The organism is Actinomyces sp. HMSC075C01 (assembly GCF_001812965.1).
Lineage (GTDB): Bacteria > Actinomycetota > Actinomycetes > Actinomycetales > Actinomycetaceae > Actinomyces > Actinomyces acetigenes.
In genome coordinates this window covers 16,654-36,937 of record NZ_KV811011.1, presented here as the reverse complement: position 1 = coordinate 36,937, position 20,284 = coordinate 16,654, and the positions used below count along the sequence as shown (strand labels likewise).

General features: G+C 68.2%; 18 protein-coding genes and 1 pseudogene. 12 read left to right on the top strand and 7 right to left on the bottom strand.

What is annotated here, in order from left to right:
- Window positions 1–238 (bottom strand): hypothetical protein (locus HMPREF2883_RS15255; protein ID WP_218079137.1); only part of this gene is annotated, 238 nt, incomplete at its 3' end.
- Window positions 239–443: 205 nt separating this feature from the next.
- Between HMPREF2883_RS15255 and HMPREF2883_RS09670 the strand changes: the two genes are divergently transcribed.
- The 6 genes from HMPREF2883_RS09670 (at window position 444) to HMPREF2883_RS14820 (ending at window position 4,196) form a co-directional block, all read left to right on the top strand.
- The gene (locus HMPREF2883_RS09670) at window positions 444–740 is read left to right on the top strand and encodes a nucleotidyltransferase family protein (RefSeq protein ID WP_070661622.1); all 297 of its coding nucleotides are present in this window, start codon (window positions 444–446) and stop codon (window positions 738–740) included.
- A complete protein-coding gene (locus HMPREF2883_RS09665) occupies window positions 727–1,074 on the top strand; it encodes a HepT-like ribonuclease domain-containing protein (RefSeq protein ID WP_070661619.1) in 348 nt (115 codons plus the stop codon). The genes HMPREF2883_RS09670 and HMPREF2883_RS09665 overlap by 14 nt, the downstream gene beginning before the upstream one ends.
- A gap of 376 nt (window positions 1,075–1,450) precedes the next feature.
- A complete protein-coding gene (locus HMPREF2883_RS14290; protein ID WP_075371337.1) occupies window positions 1,451–1,723 on the top strand; it encodes a ribbon-helix-helix protein, CopG family in 273 nt (90 codons plus the stop codon).
- Window positions 1,724–1,980: 257 nt separating this feature from the next.
- A complete protein-coding gene (locus HMPREF2883_RS09660) occupies window positions 1,981–2,268 on the top strand; it encodes a helix-turn-helix domain-containing protein (RefSeq protein ID WP_009395767.1) in 288 nt (95 codons plus the stop codon).
- Window positions 2,265–3,509 (top strand): type II toxin-antitoxin system HipA family toxin, encoded by a 1,245-nt coding sequence (locus HMPREF2883_RS09655; protein ID WP_070661616.1) that lies wholly within the window; start codon window positions 2,265–2,267, stop codon window positions 3,507–3,509. Before HMPREF2883_RS09660 ends, HMPREF2883_RS09655 begins: the two co-directional genes overlap by 4 nt.
- 399 nt (window positions 3,510–3,908) lie before the next feature.
- Window positions 3,909–4,196 carry a type II toxin-antitoxin system Phd/YefM family antitoxin gene (locus HMPREF2883_RS14820; RefSeq protein ID WP_141759089.1) on the top strand — a complete coding sequence of 96 codons (288 nt, stop codon included), beginning with the start codon at window positions 3,909–3,911 and terminating at the stop codon, window positions 4,194–4,196.
- Between the two features lie 237 nt (window positions 4,197–4,433).
- Here the strand turns inward: HMPREF2883_RS14820 and HMPREF2883_RS09650 are convergent, their stop codons facing one another.
- Window positions 4,434–4,757, bottom strand: coding sequence for a HigA family addiction module antitoxin (locus HMPREF2883_RS09650; RefSeq protein WP_070661628.1), 324 nt, complete (start codon window positions 4,755–4,757; stop codon window positions 4,434–4,436).
- Window positions 4,732–4,878: pseudogene (locus HMPREF2883_RS14275) on the bottom strand (type II toxin-antitoxin system RelE/ParE family toxin); the annotation flags it as partial. The pseudogene HMPREF2883_RS14275 and the gene HMPREF2883_RS09650, both read right to left, overlap by 26 nt.
- A gap of 409 nt (window positions 4,879–5,287) precedes the next feature.
- Between HMPREF2883_RS14275 and HMPREF2883_RS09645 the strand changes: the two are divergent.
- Window positions 5,288–5,548 carry a type II toxin-antitoxin system Phd/YefM family antitoxin gene (locus HMPREF2883_RS09645; RefSeq protein ID WP_256277418.1) on the top strand — a complete coding sequence of 87 codons (261 nt, stop codon included), beginning with the start codon at window positions 5,288–5,290 and terminating at the stop codon, window positions 5,546–5,548.
- A gap of 442 nt (window positions 5,549–5,990) precedes the next feature.
- Here the strand turns inward: HMPREF2883_RS09645 and HMPREF2883_RS15775 are convergent, their stop codons facing one another.
- From HMPREF2883_RS15775 to HMPREF2883_RS09630, 3 genes are all read right to left on the bottom strand, one after another.
- Window positions 5,991–8,642: a sialidase family protein gene (locus tag HMPREF2883_RS15775; protein WP_070661610.1), complete on the bottom strand. Its 2,652-nt coding sequence runs from the start codon at window positions 8,640–8,642 to the stop codon at window positions 5,991–5,993.
- A gap of 249 nt (window positions 8,643–8,891) precedes the next feature.
- Window positions 8,892–10,112, bottom strand: a complete 1,221-nt coding sequence (locus HMPREF2883_RS09635) for a homoserine O-acetyltransferase MetX (RefSeq protein WP_070661607.1) — start codon at window positions 10,110–10,112, stop codon at window positions 8,892–8,894.
- 11 nt (window positions 10,113–10,123) lie between these two features.
- Window positions 10,124–11,548, bottom strand: a complete 1,425-nt coding sequence (locus HMPREF2883_RS09630; RefSeq protein WP_070661604.1) for an O-acetylhomoserine aminocarboxypropyltransferase/cysteine synthase family protein — start codon at window positions 11,546–11,548, stop codon at window positions 10,124–10,126.
- Window positions 11,549–12,382: 834 nt separating this feature from the next.
- Here HMPREF2883_RS09630 and HMPREF2883_RS09625 point away from each other — a divergent pair.
- Window positions 12,383–13,792: a C40 family peptidase gene (locus HMPREF2883_RS09625; protein ID WP_081384612.1), complete on the top strand. Its 1,410-nt coding sequence runs from the start codon at window positions 12,383–12,385 to the stop codon at window positions 13,790–13,792.
- Between the two features lie 84 nt (window positions 13,793–13,876).
- On the opposite strand, the gene HMPREF2883_RS09620 is transcribed toward HMPREF2883_RS09625, so the two are convergent.
- Complete coding sequence (locus HMPREF2883_RS09620; protein WP_010614423.1) at window positions 13,877–14,377, bottom strand: inorganic diphosphatase; 501 nt, start codon at window positions 14,375–14,377, stop codon at window positions 13,877–13,879.
- A 234-nt stretch (window positions 14,378–14,611) separates the two neighbouring features.
- Here HMPREF2883_RS09620 and dacB point away from each other — a divergent pair, with 234 nt between their 5' ends.
- From dacB to HMPREF2883_RS09600, 4 genes are all read left to right on the top strand, one after another.
- On the top strand, window positions 14,612–16,006 hold the full coding sequence (gene dacB, locus HMPREF2883_RS09615) for a D-alanyl-D-alanine carboxypeptidase/D-alanyl-D-alanine endopeptidase (RefSeq protein WP_070661601.1): 1,395 nt from the start codon (window positions 14,612–14,614) through the stop codon (window positions 16,004–16,006).
- Window positions 16,007–16,087: 81 nt separating this feature from the next.
- Entirely contained in the window at window positions 16,088–17,305 is a 1,218-nt protein-coding gene (locus HMPREF2883_RS09610; protein WP_070661598.1) for a zinc-dependent metalloprotease, read from the top strand.
- Between the two features lie 169 nt (window positions 17,306–17,474).
- Window positions 17,475–17,972 (top strand): hypoxanthine phosphoribosyltransferase, encoded by a 498-nt coding sequence (gene hpt / locus HMPREF2883_RS09605; protein ID WP_256277419.1) that lies wholly within the window; start codon window positions 17,475–17,477, stop codon window positions 17,970–17,972.
- Between the two features lie 220 nt (window positions 17,973–18,192).
- Window positions 18,193–19,509, top strand: a complete 1,317-nt coding sequence (locus tag HMPREF2883_RS09600; RefSeq protein WP_256277417.1) for a hypothetical protein — start codon at window positions 18,193–18,195, stop codon at window positions 19,507–19,509.
- The last annotated feature ends 775 nt before the right edge of the window (window positions 19,510–20,284 follow it).

The window sequence follows — 20,284 nt, the reverse complement described above, 5'->3', positions numbered from 1 at the left end:
CCAAACCCCCAACACCCTCCCCTGAATAACCTTCCTCGACACCAATCGTGGCCCCATTCAGTGGCAGGGCATTGTAAGAATCCCACTTGACTCGTAGTCCAGCTAAACCTATCGCCCTCGTCGCCAGGAACTCATCAAGGTAGCCGCGAGCATTGTTCATCCGAAGATTGGACAGAGTGAAGCGCCAGAAGTCCACGACCGTCGCATCTGTTCCGGCCACCACCGTCTCATCTGACAAGGCATGAGTTTGGGGGCTCGGATCGGAGGAGTGGTCATGGGCTCAGTGCCTCGACAGGAAGGCTGACCCGCTGTTACTGCGGGCAGCGAGCTATGGGGCGGAGGGCGTTGGTCGTCGGAAGGAAGTAGTGCCGGCTATACGTGGGGGTGGGAGGGATCCGCCTCCGACCCGTGGCCATGTGTTGCTCATCGCGTAGACTTGGCGCATGGAGACTCTAGATGTCGACCGATTGAGGCTGGACGCGCTGTGCCGTCGCTTCGGGATCGCGCGCCTCGACGTCTTCGGATCCGTCGCTCGTGGAGAGGACGGCCCAGGAAGTGATGTCGATCTTCTCTACGAACTTGCTCAGGGGCGAGCGCTCGGCTGGGAGATTGAGGACTTATCGCAGGATCTTGCCGACCTATTCGGACGCCCCGTCGACTTAGTGTCACGGAAGGCACTGCACCCGCTGATCCGTGACCAGGTCCTTGCGGACGCGGAGCCATTTTATGTGGCGGCCTGAATATCTTTACCTGAGAGAGATGCGGGATGCGATATCCCGCATCGTCGCCCTCGTTGACGGAGTCCAGCTCAGTGCTGACCTCGAGGGCGACTGGGTGAAGGCTGATGCTCTGGCTTGGAACTTCACGATCCTTGGAGAGGCGGCGGCGAAGCTGCCGGAGGAATTTCGTACAGGTCACCCGGAAATCATCTGGCGTCGACCCATCGGTTTGCGCAATCGAGTTGTGCACGGGTATTGGTCAATCGACGTCGACATCCTGGTGACGACGGCACGCAACGATCTTCCTGAACTCGGCCGGCAACTTGACGTCCTGCTATCCGGCATGGAACCGTAACGAAGCGCAAGCCCGGAGTTCAGCCGTCTGCTCCGTCGTCGTCGCCCCGCTCAAGACAAGGACACCACCAGCCGACTCTCGCGGGGTTGGATCGCCACGGAGTCAGGGCCTTGGAAGGCTGGTTGGAAGGACTCACTCGAGCCGCGGCCAATGAGCGACCCCATCTTGAAGCAGTCCTTGAACTGCGACTTGAAGGTTCGCCGGCTGGCAGAGCGCCGCCTGCGGGGCAACGAAGGTCGGCTGTTGGGAGCAATCCAGGAACAACGGCGGCTCGTCGGAGAGCGGGATCTTCGTGTCATTCAGTGGTGGTGTCTGGCTGTCGAGTGTTGCGGTTGCGGGGAAGACTCCGCGACCGAGTTTCGTATACGATATTGCCATGGGCGAGCACCTTCTTCACGGACGTTGCGTGAGCGATGAGCAGATCCAGGCCTGGGCTGACGAAGCTGAGGCTGGTTACGACCTTCAGCGGCTGCCCCGTCCGACTCCTGGGCGGCCCCCAGTCGGGCGGGGGCCCGGCACGGTTGTGACTGTCCGACTCGACGAGGAGCTTCTTGCTGCGTTGCTGAAGCGGGCCGCTGATGAGGGGATTACGAACCGGTCGGAGGCCATACGAGCCGCTGTTAAGCAATGGGCTTATGCCGCAGCCTGATATCCATCGGTCTGCACGCAAGCATTACACGAAGGACCATCTCGACGACGAGGATCTGCGGCACGCTTACGGTCATGTGCTGAACTCGCGCCGCTGGATGATTTGGACAGTCCGCCGGCGAGCAGCCCAAGCGTCCGAGGGTCGATCATCACTTGCCGCAACCGTTGTCCTCTCCACGTTCGCTGAACGATATGACGGGCACGATCGCCGCAACTCTCAGTTCGGGCTACTATGGTCGTCATAGTGAACGGAGGGGCATGTCGGGCTACAGGATCAACCGTCAGGTGACGGAGTTCGGAGAGCACGTGCGCGGCTGGCGCATGGTGCTCGGCCTGACCGCGCAGCAGGTCTCCGAGCGAGCAGGCATCACCCGTGACACCCTGCGCAAGATCGAGTCGGGCAACCCCAACGTCAGCTTCAACAGCGTCACCCAGGTGCTGCGCGCCCTGGGCATCCTCGACCAGCTTGTCGACGCGGCCGACCCCCTAGCCAGCGACATCGGCCGCCTCCGCGCCGGGCGCCTCACCAGAAAGCGCGCCCGATGACCACTATCGAGGTCGTCTCCGATGCCAACGGCTCCCACCGCCTGGTCGGCCAAGCGCACGTCACCCGATCGCGCGGCCAGGTCTCCACCACCTTTCTCTACGACCCCACCTACCTCGCCGACGGTGGGATGAACATCGATCCTGCCCTGAGCCTGGTACCCGGCGCTCAATACCAGCCCGGGCTCATTGGAGCCTTTGCTGACAGCGCGCCTGACCGCTGGGGCCGCAACCTCATCCGCAAGGCCGAACGATCGCGAGCCCGCGATAAGGGACGCGTTCCCCGTCAGCTGGACGACCTCGACTTCCTCCTGGGCGTCAGCGACGACACCCGTCAGGGCGCCCTGCGCTTCCGGGTCCCCGGGAGCGACGAGTTCCTGGGTGAGCCCTCGCGTGTCCCGCGGCTCGTCGCTCTGCCTGAGCTACTGCACGCCAGCGACGAACTGGCCTCCGACGATGACCCCTCCGACGCCGTTAAACGACTTCTCGACACAGGGACGACGGGCCTCGGCGGTGCGCGGCCCAAGGCCTCAGTTCGGCTCGACGATGGTGGCCTCGCCATTGCGAAGTTCCCTCACTCCAGCGACTCCTGGGACGTCATGGCCTGGGAGGCCACCGCTCTCGACCTGCTTGAGACCGCGGGCGTTTGCACACCCCAGCACCAGCTCACCCAGGTGGGCAATCGAAGCATCCTCATCTTGCGGCGATTCGACAGAACCCGTGATGGCGCGCGTTTCGGCTATATCAGTGCGATGACGGCCACCGGATCGTCCGACGGAGACCAGAAGGACTACGCCGACCTCGCCGAGGCGATTCGCGATCTCTCTCGCTCGCCCGTGCAAGACCTCCATGAGTTCTACGACCGAATCATCGCGAGCATCGCCCTCGGCAACACTGACGACCACCTGCGCAACCACGGGTTCCTCGCCGACCGTGGGCTCTGGAGACTCAGCCCCGTCTTCGACGTCAACCCGAACCCCGACCCCAGTCGGCCCCGAGCGACGTCGATCATGGGGGCAGACGTGATGCCCGATGAGATCGACGGGCTCCTGGCTGTTGCAAACGACTACCGGCTCACTCAATCGGAGGCGCGGGAGCGAATCAAACGCATCACTGCGTCCCTGTCAGGATGGCGGGGTCAGGCGCGGGCGAACCGAGTCCCCGAGCGGGAGGTCACCATGATGTCCGAGTCCATTGAGCCTCGCCTGGAAGCCCTCACCCGAGCCGCACACGCCAAGGATTGAAACGGCGTCTCGTGAATAGAAATCTTGGAATCACGCGGTTCTCGGGTGTCGTCTCAGATCTGTTCAGGTCTTCGTCGCAGATGTACACCATCTGGCTGAATCGCCGTTGGTGACGCTTGAGGGGCTTCCCCGAGGTTCTGCCGTGTCCACCTGCGCTCGATCCGCGCCGGCTCACCTCACTGGATGTGAACGTCGGTGGCGCACGTATGGTGAAGTAGTTGGGCTCCCCTGCCGGCGACTCCGGCAGCTCTCGCCACCTTGTCACCATCCGAGGCGAAGGGACCGATACGATACTCCAATGCCGTGTGAAACCAGGGGAGCGGCGGTGACCGTGAGGCTTATTCACAGGGCTAGCCGAAGCCGTCATCTGCGCAGGTCACAGCACTTTTGACGGATGCTGTGAATAAGCCTCCGTCAGCGCCGACGAAGCGGAGCCGGACGTTGCTGGCGCTCATCGACCGCATCGCCGCCAGTCACCATGCCGTTGAGATCGTCTCGAACAACGGCCGAGCGGTTCTCATGCCTGCCGACGAGTACGCGAGCTGGCAGGAGACCGCCTACCTCTTCCGGTCGACCAAGAACGCCCGGCGTCTGCTCGACGCATATGAACGGACTCTCACGGACTCTCGCGCTCGAACCCGACCTCATTGCAGCGGCGCTGGAAGAAGCCGGTGTCCAAATCGGTGACAAAGGAGCCCCGATGTCGCCACCCTGGGAAACGAAACGTTGGAATCATGCGGCTTCTTCTCGCCGGTTCCGTCCCGTTCTGGGCCTTTGTCACCGATTTGGACAATGCCGGGCGTCTCGTTGGTGAGGGCGGAGGGCTGCTGGGGTCCCTCAGCGGCGCAGTGCCCACCTGGGCTCGATTCTTACCGGCTCACCTTGCCGGAGATGAACGTCGGTCACGTATACCGTCTGCGTTGTCTACGCCACCGGCTGCAGCGGCACGATGTTGTCGAGCTGCTCGCGCAGTGCCCGGCGCTCAAGCCTGAGCTCGTAGTGGCTCTGCAGGTTCATCCAGAACTCGGCAGACGTGCCGAAGTACTTGGCCAGTCGTACAGCGGTGTCCGCAGTGATGCCGCGCTTGCCGTGCACGATCTCGTTGATGCGGCGCGGGGGCACGCCGATGGCCGTAGCGAGCTTGTTCTGAGTGATCCCGAACCCCTCGATGAAGTCCTCCATGAGGACCTCTCCCGGGTGAATCGGGTCGATCCGGTCAGCGTCAGTGGTAGTCGACGAGCTCGACATCATCCGCACCTCCTTCATGCCAGGTGAAGCAGAGTCGCCACTGGGCGTTGGCCCGAATGCTGTACTGGCCACGTCGATCGCCAGTCAGTCGCTCGAGCCGGTTGCCCGGTGGGATGCGCAGGCGTGGACAACCGGTTTGTGAGTTGGATACCAGTATCTTAACTAAGTCCATCAAGTTTTATCTGGAAGTTATTACTGTGCTGTGTCGCTTGGAGGAGGCCGTGTCGATGATGCTAAGTTGCAGACTTGTGTTTCGGTGAGATCTGCACGTCAGGAGTGAGTTAGTGTCTCATGTCTCCTGAAGTCGCCTTAAACGTTATCCTTTTTCACTTTTGTTTCGCAGTTCGAACACCGCAACCAATTGGTGGATTCGGGTTGAAGGGTATACCGCCCGCATTTGGGGCATTTAAAACCTTTGGCCATGATGAGATCTCTCTGTCTAGGAATGTGGGGCGACTGTAATGCTAGCACTCTTGTGTGCAGGGGGAGGTCACCGTCTGTTTGCCCCCGGGGCTTGGTAGTGTTCCTCCATGCTGTGTGAGCGTAGGGGAGTGGCGGTGACCGTCAGCGTCGATGAAGCAAGCCGGACGTTGCCAGCGCTCATCGACCGCATCGCCGCCAGTCACCATGCTGTCGAGATCGTCTCGAGTAACGGCCGAGCGGTCCTCATGCCGGCCGACGAGTACGCGAGCTGGCAGGAGACCGCCCACCTCTTCCGCTCGCCCAAAAACGCCCGGCGTCTGCTCGACGCATACGAACAGGCTCTCACGGACTCTCGCGCTCGAGCCTGACCGCATTGCGGGGGCGCTGGAGGGTGCCGGTGTCCAAATCGGTGACAAAGGAGCCCTGATGTCGCCAGCCCGGGAAACGAAACGTTGGAATTATGCGGTTTCTTCTCGCCGGTTCCGTCCCGTTCTGGGGCTTTGTGTCCGATGTGGACACTGTCGGACGTCTCGTTGGTGAGGGCGGAGGGCCGCTGGGGTCCTTCAGCAGCGCCGGGCCCACCTGGGCTCGATCTGCGCCAGGTCACCTCGCCGGATGTGAGCAGAGGTCACGCACGCAGATCTCTCTACCCGGCGGCCTGCCGGCACCCGGTGGCGAGCCTGGTCCGCGCGGTCGCGTCTCGCCGCTGAGGCGGCCAGCTCCTCCGAGCAGGACAGCACTGAGGGGTGGGACGCGCCGGCGTCCCACCCCTCAGTCAGTGCTCAGAGCCGGATGACCGGCTCATCGTGTTCAGTTCTTCGCGCGACGAGCCCGTAGCAGCAGGTAGCCGCCAACAACCGCGACACCCGCAAGGCCCAGGCCCAGCAGCGCGTTGGTCCCCGTGCGAGACAGGCTGCTGCCGGCCTTCGCCGCCTGCGTCGGCGTGGCGCTCGGCGTGCTGGCGCCACCGGTCGGCTGCGCCATGGCCCCGTCAGACGGCCGATCAATCTCATCGGGCTCCATACCCGGCTTCGACGTTGCCGCCGCGCTCCGACTCGGTGCCGGGCTCGCGCTCGACGACGGCTTCCCCGACTGCGTCGGCGCAGCGGTCGCCTTCGGGTTCACCATCGACGGCGCCCGACCCGTGGCGCCCGGCTTGGGCGCCGAGCTCGGCTGCGCACCCGGCGCCTGCGTCGGCTCAGCGGTCGGAGCAGAGGACGTCTCCGGTGCCGGCGCAGCGGTCGGCCCAGCACTCGGCTCGGGCGCGGAGCTCGGCGTCGGGGCTGCCGTCGGCTCCGTGCTCGGAGCGGTCGTGGACTCCGGAGCCGGGGCGCTACTCGGCTCAGGCGCAGAGGACGGCGCCGGGGCCTGCGTGGGCTCAGCGCTCGGCGCGGCCGACGGGGCCGGCTTCTCCGACGGGGCCGCCGAGGGTGCCGCCGTCGGCGACGGTGCCGGGCTCGGCTCCGCCGGCTTCTGGCCGCACTGCTCGCCGAGCCAGTTCATCGTGAAGTTGCGGTACCAGATGCCGCCGTAGTCGGCGCCGTTGTGGGCGTCCTCGCTGAGCAGGCCGATGCTGCCGTCGGACTGCACCGCGATCGTCGTGTAGCCGACGAAGGGCTCGTGGAAGACCTTGCTGGTCGTCCAGGAGGCGCCGTCGTCGCAGGACATCGAGATGGTGCCGCGGTCGCGCGACCACGGCTTCGGGTCCGGCGAGTGGCTCAGCAGCAGCACCTTGGCGCGCGGGTCGTCCGGGGCGGCGTTCGGGAAGGCCCGGATGATCTGGGCGTTGTCCACCGAGTCGGGCAGGTTCTTGTCGGACCCCGGCTCGCTCCAGGTCTGCCCGCCGTCGGTGGAGTGGGCCACCTTGCGGAAGCCGGAGCCGTCCGAGGCGCGCGAGTTGAGCATGAGGGAGCCGTCGGAGAGCTCCACGACCTTGTTCTCATCCATGCCGGTCCCGATCGGCGTGCCGGCCTGCCACGTCTTCCCGTGGTCGTCGGAGTAGACCGAGACCGCCTGCACCGCGCCGCCGGCGGTCCTGATCGTGTACTGCTGCACCAGGCGCCCGGTGTGAGGGCCGTGCTGAATCTGGATGCCCTGGCCCGAGGCCGCGAAGCGCGCGGTCCACGGGTTGTCCTTCGTGATGTCCGCGGTGATCGTGCGGTGCGTCCAGGTCCAGCCGTTGTCCGTGGAGGTCGAGACCTCCGCCTGGATGACGCCCCGGTTGTCCGGGTCGGTGCCGGCCTGCGAACCGCCCCAGCCCTGGTCGTAGGACTTGACGTGGAAGTTGAAGATCGTGCCCGTCTGGTGGTCGACGACGTAACTCGGGTCGGAGTAGCCGACCTTCTTCCCGGTCTCCGTGCCCTGGTGGATGTAGGTGGGCGCCGACCAGGTCTTGCCGCCGTCGGTGGAGCGACGCTGGACGATATGGTTCGGGTTGGGGGCGTCGCTGCCGCCGTTGCCGTTGTCCTTCGGGCGCTCGTCGTAGGAGATGAGCAGGTCCCCGTTGGGGGCGGTGGTGATCGCCGGGATGCGGTAGTTGTCGGTGGCCGTGTTGGGGGCCACGTGCTGGGCCTGGCTCATCGAGGCCGGCAGCTCCGTGCTCGCGTCGGGCGCCGGCGCGGGCGTGGCCTGCGGGTGGTCGCCGACGACGTTGATCGGGTTGCCGGTGGCGGTGAGGGTCTGGAGGGCGGCGCCGTCGGTGCCGGTGGCCGTCAGGGTGATCGACGGCGTCCAGCGGCCGGCGTCGACGTCGGCCTGCGTGATCGTGTGGGTGAGCGGCTTGCAGTTGTAGACGGCGCCCTTGCCCGGCTTGAGGCCGCCCCAGTGGCACTGGCGGCCCAGGTCGTCGAAGGAGGACTCGGTGGCGGCGACGTTGATCGTCTTGTCCGACACCGAGCGCACGCGCACCGTGTAGCTGACGGTGTCGCCCAGCTTGTAGTTCTCCTTATTCGACGACGGCGTGATCGACTCGACCCGCAGCGAGTTGGCCTTGACCGGGCTCGTCGCGCCGCTGATGGTCTCCGGGGTGCTCAGGGCCTTCCCGGCGTACTCCACTGCCTTGACCTCGTAGGCGATCTGCGGGGTGAAGCCGCCGGCCTTGAGGTCCTCGGCGGTCACCGTGTGCGTGGCCAGGCCGGTGCAGTCGGTCTTGGTGGTCCCGGCCGGGACGTTGCGCCACCGGCACTTGGAGACGTTCCCGGACAGGTTCGTCGAGGCCGGCGCGTAGGAGTGGGCCTCACCGCTGGTGTTGGTGAGGGTGATGTTGAAGGTCATGACGTCGCCGACGGCGTAGAGGCCGTCCGCGGGCGCGTTCACCTGTGTGATGGTGACGTCGGCCAGGCCGTCAGTCGTGGGGACGGCGAGCGCCGGGGGCGCAGCGGCGATCAGGCCGGTGGCGGCTAGTGGCAGGGAGCCCAGGAGGGCGGGCAGGCGCCTCCGGGAAAAAGGACTGTGCGATGTCATAGGTGTTCCGTTCTAGGGAGCCGAGGCGGCCTTGCCTTCAACAGGAGACGTAGACGGCAGATGTCAGACGTCTCACGATAAGGTAACGGAACATCTCGATTCTGCAAAGTCGGGCGAGTCGCCGAAGGCCGACCGCTCGGTCCGCGACGGCGCGGCGCGCCCCGTCGCGTCCCGGCGCGTGCCGCACACTTCGACAAAAACTTCAGAAACGACCCGGAGCCGCGTCGTTTCTGAAGTTTTTGTCGATGTCTATGCCCCGGCCAGGAAGTCGCGCAGGATCTCGTCCATCTGATCGGCCTCGATGAGGAAGCCGTCATGCCCGTGCAGGGAGGTGATGGTCTCGCGCCTCGCGCCGGGAATACCTCCGGCCAGCTCCTCGGCCTGGGCGGGCAGGAAGAGCCGGTCGGAGTCCACGTCCACCACGAGCGTGCGCGCCTGCACGCTCGCCAGCGCCGTCTCGATGCCGCCGCGCCCCGTGCCGACGTCGTGCACCATCATCGAGTGGGTGACGATGAGGTAGGTGTTGGCGTCGAAGCGCGCCAGCAGCTTGCCGGCGTGGTAGTCCAGGTAGGACTCCACCTGGTAGCGCCCGCCCACCGCCGGGTCCTCCTCGCCCTGGTGGCGCCGCCCGAAGCGCTCATCGAGCTCGGCGGCGCTGCGGTAGGTCGTGTGCGCTAGCGCCCGCGCCAGCCCCAGCCCCCGCACGGGCCCCACCGAGTGGGAGTAGTAGTCGCCGTCGAAGAAGAAGGGGTCGGCCACGATCGCCAGCTCCTGCAGGTGGCACCAGGCCAGCTGGTCGGCGGTCGTCGAGGCCCCCGTGGCCACCAGCGCCAGGTTGCGCACCCGCTGCGGGTGGGTGACCCCCCACTCGATCGCCCGGTGCCCGCCCAGCGAGGCCCCGATGACCAGGTGGAAGACCTCGATCCCCAGTGCGTCGGCCAGGCGCGCCTCGGCCTCGACGGCGTCGCGCGTGGTCAGCCACGGGAAGCGCGATCCCCAGGGGCGCCCGTCCGGTGCTGTCGACGACGGCCCCGTCGAGCCCTGGCAGCCGCCCAGGATGTTGGCGGCCACCACGAAGTAGCGCTCGGTGTCGATGGCCCGCCCGGGCCCCACCAGGTCCGACCACCAGCCCGGCGTCGGGTGCCCGGGCCCCGCCTCACCGGTGACGTGGGAGTCGCCGGTCAGGGCGTGCAGCACGAGGACCGCGTTGTCGCGCTGCGGGCTCAGCTCCCCCCAGGTCTCGAAGGCCAGGACCGTGTTGGGCAGGACCTCCCCGGACTCCAGGGGCAGGTCCCCGATCTCCAGGAACCGGCGGCGCCCCGGCTCGTCGCCGGGCCGCCAGGCGCCCGTGGGGGAGCCGGCCTTGCGGTCCACCAGCTTGGAGGAGGCCGTCCCTACGCCGTAGGCGGCTGGCTCGGTCTGGGTGCTGCCGCTGGAGACGGGGTAGGAGGAGGACGTGGTCGCACTCATGACAGACCGCCTCAGGCCCCGGCCGCCACGCTCGGCTCGCCCGCCCCGACGGCCCGGGCCGCCGCCAGGCCGCGCTCGAGGTCGGCCAGGATGTCGTCGATGTGCTCGATCCCTACGCTCAGGCGCACGGTCCCGGCGGTGATCCCGGCCGCGGCCAGGCCGGCGTCGTCGAGCTGGGAGTGCGTCGTGGTGGCCGGGTGGATCGCCAGCGAGCGCACGTCCCCGATGTTGGCCAGGTTGGAGAACAGGCTCAGGGCGTCGATGAAGGCCGCCCCGGCCTCGCGCCCGCCGGCCAGGTCGAAGGTGAGGATCGAGCCCGCCCCGCGCGGACAGTACTTGCGGTGCCGCTCGTAGTAGGGGCTGGAGGCCAGCCCCGAGTAGCGCACCGAGGCGACGTCGTCGCGCCCCTCCAGCCAGGTGGCCACCGCCAGGGCGTTGTCCACGTGCCGCTCCATGCGCAGCGAGAGCGTCTCGATGCCCTGGGCGATGAGGAAGGCCGAGTGCGGCGCCAGCGCGAAGCCGAGGTCGCGCTGGCCCTCGGCGCGCGCCTTGAGGATGAAGGCCAGGTTCGCGCCCAGCGGGCTGCCCACCCCCAGGTCCCGGGCGTAGACCAGGCCGTGGTAGGACTCGTCGGGCGTGTTGAAGCCCGGGAAGCGCTCGGGCTGGGCCGCGAAGTCGAAACCGCCGGAGTCCACGATCACGCCCGCCACGGACGAGCCGTGCCCGCCCAGGAACTTCGTCGCCGAGGCCACCACGATGTCCGCGCCCCACTCGAAGGGGCGGGTCAGGAAGGGCGAGGCCACCGTGTTGTCCACGACCAGTGGGATGCCCAGCTCGTGCGCGGCCGCCGAGATCACCTCGATGTCGAGGATGTCGCCGCGCGGGTTGGGGATCGACTCCCCGAAGAAGGCGACAGTGCGCTCGTCGGCCAGCGCCGCCCAGGCCGCCGGGTCGCCCGTGTCGTCCACGAAGCGCGCCTCAATGCCCAGCCGCGGCAGGGTGTGGGTGAGCAGGTTCGTGGTGCCGCCGTACAGGGAGGGGGAGGCCACGATGTTGTCGCCCGCCCCGCCCAGCGTCACCAGGGCGAGGGTCGTGGCCGCCTGCCCCGACGACGTCAGCAGCGCCCCGACACCACCCTCCAGGGCCGCGATCCGCTGCTCGACGATGTCATTGGTGGGGTTGTTCAGGCGCGTGTAGATCGGGCCCAGGTCGCTCAGGGCGAAGCGGGAGGCCGCCTGTTCGGCCGACTCGAAGACGTAGGAGGAGGTCTGGTAGATCGGGATGGCCCGGGCGTGGGTGGGCTCGGACATCGGATCGTGCCCGGCCTGAACCTGCTTGGTCTCAAAGCGCCAGCCCGCCGGGCTGGTGGGGGAGGGGACCGGCTGCGCGCCCTGGGGGGCGGTCTGGTCGGGGGCGGTGGGGTGCTGGTCGGTCATGAGGACTCCTTGGTGGTTCCCGGTGGCCGGCGGCGATGTCAGTGCCACGAGCGGTGCCTGCCTCGCGCCGGCGGTTGCGGCGTGCCTGCGGGCGGCTGCCTGGGTCGCTGCGGCCCGGCGTCGGAGGCGGCAGGCAGCAGGAGGGGGCGAGGTGTCGTGGCGCTGAGTCGTCCGCCGTCACCGTTGCTGCAACTTCTGTGATGGTGCGGGTGAGGGCGGGGACGCGCACGGGGGCCGACGGCGGCGTGCGCGTCAGCTGCGCATTCGCCCCGTGGTGGGGGCGTCCGGCCAAAGGGCCTCAGGACGACGGAACATGCTCCGACTTTAGCGGTTTCCTCCGCGGGTGGTCCAAACGCGTGTCCGCCATGCGGCCGCGGTGTAGGGCTCGGCGCGGGTGCGGTACCGGTGCGGCGCCTTCGTGGCGTCCCCTTGCCGCCGGGCGGTGCCGGCCTGTCCGGCCTGAGCGACCGCCTTCCGTCGGCGACGATCCGGCCGTTTCAACCCAGAGTGACCTGCACAAACGGTCATTTGTGCCGGATGTCATATCGGTCACGGTCATATGACGACGACGAAGAGCCCCGTCAGCGCAGGCACAATCCGTTAACTACAGAGATGTAAGTTACGATTGTGAATAGTGTGAATTGTGTTTTCAGATGGGGCCAAAGCGACTAGTGTGGCTTTGTCGCATCCGGGCTGACGCTGTCTGCCGTCTTCGTCCCCTCATCCGCTCCGCGCCCCCGTGATCTCGCGGAACGGATCCCGACGGCGGGCCGGCGCCGGTCCCCGGGTGAGGCGTCATCCTCACGTTCAGCCCCATCACGACGGAGAACCCCTGTGAGCTCGATCCCCCCAAGACGGCACGGATACGGTGTCGTCGCCACCGCAGTGGTGGCCCTGGCATGCACCCTGGCGCCATCGGTGCTGGCCGACCCCGTGGATCAGAGCGACATCGATCGCTCTAAGGCCTCCGAGCGCTCGACCTCCACCTCCATCGCCTCCCTGGAGGCCCAGCTCGCCCAGGAGAGCAGCAACCTGGAGGAGGCCCAGATCAAGGCTCAGGTCGCCAACGAGGACTATCTGACCGCCGTCGACGAGCTCAACACGGCCACCAAGGACGCCCAGACCGCCCAGGCTAACGCCGACGCCGCCGCCTCCAGCACGGCTACGGCCCGCTCCGACCTTGGCTCGATCGTCGTCCAGACCTACCAGGAGAGCGGCAACCCGCTCGACCCGCTCACCCCCTACCTCACCAGCGAGTCACTGGCGGACCTGGCCGACGCCGACGTCGCCCTGACCCGGGCCGGCGAGAAGAACAACGCCAAGGTCCAGAACGTCGAGGCCCTCGCGGCGGTGGCCGCGAGTATGCAGACCATCGCCGACCAGAAGGTCACGGCCAAGGAGACCGCCACAACCGCCGCCGCGACCGCCAAGTCCGACGCCGAGGCCGCCGCCAACGACGCCCAGAACGCCGTCACCACCACCCGCACCAACCGCCAGAACCTCATCGTCCAGCTGGCCGCCCAGCGCAACACTACCGTCGAGCTGGAGACGAAGTACCAGAACCAGGTCGAGGCCGAGCGTAAGGCCCGCGAGGAGGCCGCCGCCCAGGCAGCCGCCAAGGCGGCCTCGGAGAAGGCGGCCGCCGACCTCGCTCAGAAGCAGGCCGAGCAGGCCGCCGCCCAGCCTCAGGAGTCGGCCCCTGCTCCCCAGGAGCAGTCGAGCCAGCCCAGCCCGAGCCCCCAGTCCTCCGCCCAGGAACCCGCCACCACCTCCCAGCCGGAGCCCGAGGCGGCCGATGAGGAGGAGGCCGCCCCCTCTCCCGCTCCCACCCCGGCCCCGGAGCCTGAGCCGGAGCCTGAGCCCGCGCCGTCGTACTCCGGCAACGCGGCCTCCACCGCCATCAACGCGGCCATGGGGTACATCGGAACCCCCTACGTGTGGGCCGGGGAGTCGGCGTCGGGCCTGGACTGCTCGGGGCTGACGATGGTCTCCTACGCGGCCGCCGGCGTGTACCTCACGCACTCCTCGCGCGTGCAGTACGGGGAGGGCACCCAGGTCCCGCTCGACGCCGCCCAGCCCGGGGACCTGGTCTTCTGGTCCTCCGACGGCAGCCAGTCCGGCATCTACCACGTCGCCATCTACCTGGGCGACGACACGATGATCGAGGCGCCGACCTTCGGTATGACCGTGCGCGTCACCCCCATGCGCTACTCCGGCGTCATGCCCTACGCGGTGCGCTTCTAACGCCGGGGCGGGCGGTTCGTCGGTCGCGAGCTGTGGGGCGGTGCGGAGCATATGTGCCGCTCTGCCCCGCCCGCCCGGCTAGCGTCAGTGGCCCTCGCGGGCGACGCGGTCGGCCTCGCGCTGGAAGGACTGGCGGATCTCCTCCTCGGCCTCCTCGCGGCCCACCCAGTGGGCGCCCTCGACGGACTTGCCGGGCTCAAGGTCCTTGTAGACCTCGAAGAAGTGCTGGATCTCCAGGCGGTGGAACTCTGAGACGTCCTCGATGTCGGTACGCCAGGAGGCGCGCTGGTCGGCGCTGGGCACGCACAGGACCTTGTCGTCGCCGCCCTTCTCGTCGCGCATGCGGAACATGCCCAGTGCGCGGCAGCGGATGACGCAGCCGGGGAAGGTCGGCTCCTCCAGCAGGACCAGCGCGTCGAGGGGGTCGCCGTCCTCACCGAGGGTCCCGTCGATGTAGCCGTAGTCGTCGGGGTAGCGCGTCGAGGTGAAGAGCATGCGGTCCAGGCGGATTCGGCCGGTCTCGTGATCGATCTCGTACTTGTTGCGGTTGCCCTTGGGGATCTCAATCGTGACGTCGAACTCCACGGGGAGCCTCCTTCGCTCGTGTCTTCAGCTCGTTGGGCGCTGGAACGGTGCCTGCTGGTCGGCGTCGATCCGGCGGGGCGGGTATTGATGGCACTAGTGTGGCGCACGACAGCGCCTGAGGTCGGTAAACGCGTACTCTGCACGTCGGTGCACCGGTGGCGGTAACCTCCTGGGCGCCCCACCTACTTGATATACAGGCCATCCCGCCTGTCCACAACCCAGTCCGGAGGACGTATGCGCAAGGTCCAGACCGCTGCCCTGACAGCGGCGAGCCTGCTGGTTTTCGGCGGCTACTACAGCCTGGGCGATGCTCTCGACCTGCTGCCCGGCCCGGTGACGGTCGCCTACGCCGACGTCGCCCCCCGGCCCTTCCCGACGCCGGTCGGCCCCAGCGTCAAGACCGCCGCCGCTCCCTCCGGCCTGGACCAGGGGGCTCCTACGCCCTCCAAGACTGCCCTGAGCGGTTACGCCCAGGGCGTGGCCTCCGACGCCGCCCTGACCGGGGGGAACGTGACGGCCTCCGTCGTCGACGTCGCTACCGGTGAGGAGCTGCTGGACCGCTCGGCCGCCACCGGGGTGACGCCGGCCTCCACCAACAAGGTGCTCACCGCCTGGGCCGCCCTGTCCTCCATGGGGCCGGGGCACACCCTTCAGACCAAGGCCGTCCTGGAGGGGCAGACCCTCACCCTCGTGGGCGGCGGTGACGTGCTGCTGGCCGAGAACGAGGGCGACCCGAGCGTCACGGCCGGCCACGCGGGCCTGGGCGACCTTGCCCGCGCCACCGCTGAGAAGCTCAAGTCCCAGGGGACGACGTCGGTCTCCCTGCGCCTGGACGACACCCTGTTCACCGGTGCCCAGTGGAACGAGAAGTGGGAGGCCGGCAACGAGCAGTACGTGGCCAAGATCCAGCCGATCATGGTGGATGTCTCGGCCACCCAGAACCAGGGCTACCCGGAGGATCCGGCCATGGGGGCCGCCCAGGTCTTCGCCAAGCACCTGAGCGAGGCCGGCATCACGGTCGACGGCGAGCCGACGCGCGCCGCAGCCTCCGGTGGCGCCCGGGAGATGGCCTCGGTCTCCTCCGCCCCGCTGTCCGACATCCTCGCCCTGTCGCTGAAGACCTCCGACAACACGATGACTGAGGTCGAGGGGCGCCTCGTGGCCGCGCACGCCAAGGAGACCGCCGACTTCGCCGGGGCCTCCAAGGCCGTGCTCGCCCAGCTGGGCAAGGACGGCTTCGACACCTCCGGGGTGACGCTCCTGGACTCCTCGGGGCTGGCCAAGGGCAACAAGGTCCCCGCCAGGCTCCTGGCCCAGATCCTCGCCAAGGCCGCCGGAGGCGAGGGCGGCTCGGCCGGACGCACCCTCATCGCCGATCTGCCCGTCGCCGCCCTGGACGGGACCCTGGATCACCGCCTGCACGACACCGCCGCGGCTGGGACGGTGCGTGCCAAGACCGGTTCACTGGAGCAGACCTCCTCCCTGGCCGGGGTCGTTACCACCGCCGACGGGCGCCAGCTGGCCTTCGCTGTCATGGCCAACGGCTTCCCCGCCAACGGCGGCGGGGCGGCCGCGACCGCGATCGACAACCACTTCGTGGCGCCCCTGGCCTCCTGCGGCTGCTCGTGAGAGGCGCGGCGGCGTGTTCGGCGCGGTGGCGAAAGGCAGGGGCTCGGGCAGCCCGGTGAACTCGGCGAGAAAGGTGTCACGGTGACGACCCAGGGCACAGCGGCGGGACTCGTCGACTGGCGGACGGTGGAGCGCCTGAGCGCGCTCATCCCGGCGGGCCCCAGCGCCTCGCGCTCGGCGCGCGCCAGCTCGGTGGCGGTCCTGCGCCGCTCCGCCCAGGAGGCGCCGGCCTGGGTCGCCAGGATCACCGGCCTGAACCGGGCGGCCCAGCAGGCCGCCGAGACCACGCGTGTGAGCGTCGTCGACCGGGCCGGGCTCGTGCGCGCCTCCACCCGGGCGCTGCGCGGCCTCATGGAGCAGGTGCCCGCCCCACGGGCCTCGGAGGCGATCCAGCTCGTCGGGGCCGCCGAGATCGCCGGGGCGATGAGCCTGCTCGCCACCCGGCTCCTGGGGCAGGTGCTGCCCGCGGCCCCGAGCGGACCCCACGGCCACGGGGCCGGTGCCGCCGACGTCGCTCCGCCCGCAGGCGAGGGGGCCGACGTCGCAGCGCCCGCCACCGCGCCGGCCCGTGACGTGACGATGGGCGCAGGCTGGGATGGGGCGGCGTCGCCGCACCTCCTGCTCGTGGCCCCCAACGTGCTGGCGGTGCGCCGCCAGATGGACCTGGACATGCTCGACCTGCCCGCCTGGGTCTGCCTGCACGAGATGACCCACGCCGTCCAGCTGGCCGCCGCGCCCTGGCTCGGCCCCTACCTGTCGGACTCCATGCGCATGGTGATCGGCGCCGTCGTCGAGGCCGTGTACGGGGGCGCCGACGGTGCCGGGGGCACCAGTCCGCGAGGGCGGGGGAGTCTGCCGTGGCGAGGCCGAGCGGTGCGCCTTGCGGCGCGCGCGGGCCGAGGGCGGGTGCTTGAGAGTTTGATGAACGTCACGGATCGCGCCGAGGTCGCCTCCCTGGCGGCCGCGCTGACCTTCCTGGAGGGGCACGCCGAGGTGGTCCTCGATGACGTGCATCCCAACCGGATGCCGTCGGTCCACCGGCTTCGGGCCGTGCTCTCGCGCAGCCGCGCGGCCGACGGCGGCATCGGCCCTGGCCCCGGACTGGGCTCGCTCCTGCTGCACCGGCTCATGGGCCTGGAGGCCAAGGAGGCCCAGTACGCCGACGGCGCCGCCTTCGTGCGCAGCGTCGTGACCCGTATCGGGCACGAGGGGCTCAACGCCGTGTGGGCCGATCCCGGGCTGCTGCCCACGCCGGCTGAGCTCGCTCGCCCCGACGTGTGGGTGCGTCGCATCAGCTGAAGTGCCAGGTCGCGGCCCGTTGTGGCAGGCTTATGGCGTCGGCGCGGACCGGTGGCCTCCCCGCCCCGGTGGGCCCGCGCAGTTATGACGACACATGAGGAAGGCAGGGCGTATGGACGCCACGGACATGGGATCGGACCTTCAGCAGGTTCTCATCACCGAGTAGCAGATCGGGCAGCGCCTCGATGAGATGGCCGCGCAGATCGACGCGGACTACGCCGGTCGCGACCCTCTGCTCGTGGGCGTGCTCAAGGGGGCCGTCTACGTCATGGCGGACTTGTCACGCCGGCTGCACATGAGTGCCCCGATGGACTGGATGGCGGTGTCCTCCTACGGTTCGGGCACCAAGTCCTCCGGCGTGGTGCGCATCCTCAAGGACCTGGACACCGACGTCACCGACCGTCACATCCTCATCATTGAGGACGTCATCGACTCCGGGCTGACCCTGTCCTGGCTGCTGGGCAACCTGTCCTCCCGCGGCGCGGCCTCGGTGGAGATCGCCACGCTGCTGCGCAAGCCCGACGCCGCCAAGGTTGAGGTGGACGTCAAGTACGTCGGCTTCGATATTCCTACGGAGTTCGTCGTCGGCTACGGGCTGGACTACGCCGAGCGGTACCGCAACCTGCCGTTCATCGGTACGCTGCGCCCTGAGGTCTACGGGGGTTGACTGATCCAGGTCAACCTTGACGCAACCTGAGGGTAAGACGGAAAAATAACGGGATGTGGCACCTGGGCGCTGTCGTCGGGCGGCGGTCAAGGGGCCCGCGAACTGCGATGTGCCCCCTTTTCAAGGTGGTCGGAGTCGCGTACGTTACGTTAAGATAACAAGTGCAGGTCGCCGGTGGATGCCCCTCCCGGCGGGTGACGTGGAAGGACTGTTGGTAACAGTGAAGAAGGCTGTGCGTCGACGCGCTCCGAGGCTGGTTGGTCTCGCCGGTGCGGTGGTGCTGTCGTCCTCGCTGAGCATCCCCATGATGGCTCCGGTGTCCGCGGAGCCGACCTCCGGCAACACGTTTAATACGGTTGCTGAGATGGCGCAGGTCAGCGGTGCTTCGGGCACTTTGACCACCCTCGGTGACGAGGCGCCCGGTGATGGTGGCGGCCTGACCTACAACGTGGAGGGCGTCAGTCCCGGGGGCGCGTTGGGCGCTGTCTCGGTCATGCTGGCTGATGGCCAGTGGGCCGTGCCGCAGGGGCTCCCCGCTTCTCCGGCCGCCGGCCCGGATGGCGCCGCCGCCAACGACGTGGTGGCCCGGACCCAGTCCTTCGTCAACGCCGGAGGGTCCTTGGTGTCGGATGCGTCGCGTCCTACGCCGCTGTCGGGGGCGAATGCGCATGCCAGTGGCTCCGCCCCGTACGCGATCACGTCCTCTGCCCTGGTGGGCATGGTGCTCTCCGGCTGGGACTACTCGCACACCACGTATGCGACGGACCAGAACACCCAGGTCGGCTACCGGGCCGACGTCGGGCAGGACCTTTCCGGGAGCTGGAAGCCGGATGACCTGGCCGGCTGGTTCCACTCCCAGGGGCGTCTGTGGCTGAACACGGACGGCTCGATCAGCCCCGGGGACATTGTCTTCTTCTCCAACCCCCTGTCCGGGGGGCAGGGTGGTTCCGGCTCGGCTCCCGCCCGGTCCACGGTGTTCGGGAACGTCTACGACGTCGGCATCTATGTCGGCAACAACCAGGTTGTGCGGGCCTCGACGGGCACCGCCCAGGCGCAGACCCTGGATGCGCAGATGATGGCTGAGGTGGCTTTGGTGGCGCGCCCGCAGTGGTCCGCTCCTGCTGGTGGCGCGGCTGCGCCTGCGGATCAGCAGCGTGCCGGTGGCGGTGCGGGAGCCGCCGGGGGTGGCGCTGCGACGCCGGCCCCGGCGGCCTCGGCGTCGGCCTCGCCCCAGGCGAAGGCTCAGCAGGGCCCGGCTGCGGGGGCCCCGTCTTCCAACGGCGGCTCGGTACCGGATGGCGCAAGCTCCGGCGCGCAGTCCGCGGGTGGGGCCGGGGACGGCGACCACAACGAGGTCGTGGTGGGTGCTGGTAGCAGCCAGGACGCGAAGGGGCTCACGAGCGCCGCTGAGCGGCCTTCCGCCCAGAGTGTCCGGGAGCGGTGGCTGCCGGTGACGGGTGTGGCGATCGGCGTGCTGTCCGTGGCGGCGATCCTGCTGTCCGGCGGCCTCGTCATCCTGCGTCTGCGCCGCGCCTGAAGCGGGGGCGGCGCGCGGGGCGGCTTGGCTGGGCTGTTGTCGCCGAGTTTCTTGGTGCCGCCCGTTTTGGTTTGCGTCTGCTTGACCGGCTCCTGCGGTAGGGGCGTTTTGGCTGCGTGACGTTTCCTGGAATCCTGCGAGCTCACCTGGCACGAATCCACCTGGGGTGGAGGCCTTGGTTGCCGTCGAGGAGGACGGCGCCCGTGGTGGCGGGGTGGTTCGGGGCGACTCGGAGGGCCTGTTCAAGGGACTGGCGATCGGACTGACCGTTTTCCGGCGCTGTTTGCAGCCAGCGCACGGCAATTCCCAGTGAATAGGCCTTCTGGTGCTGGGTGCTTTCTGACTAATCAGCGAGCTTCTGGGGCGCCTTGACGCAGTCAGTCTTAATGCACCTTCTGGCGCTGGGTGCTTTCTGACGGGCGAAGAGATCCCTGAGTGGGAGGCCCAGCTGTCTTAATGCACCTTCTGGTGCTGCGTACTTTCTGACCGACGTGCCGCTCCAGTTCTCACAGTTTGAGAGTGAGTCTTAATGCACCTTCTGGTACTGGGTACTTTCTGACATGACGGCTGGATCGGCTTCGACACACTCAGGACCTTCGTCTTAATGCACCTTCTGGTGCTGGGGGCTCTCTGACGGGTTTACGGCGCCTGGCTCGGTGGAGGTCGAGCGGTCTTAATGCACCTTCTGGTGCTGGGTGCTTTCTGACTGAAGTACAGGAACAGATAGAGAAAATGACCAGAATGTCTTAATGCACCTTCTGGTGCTGGGTGCTTT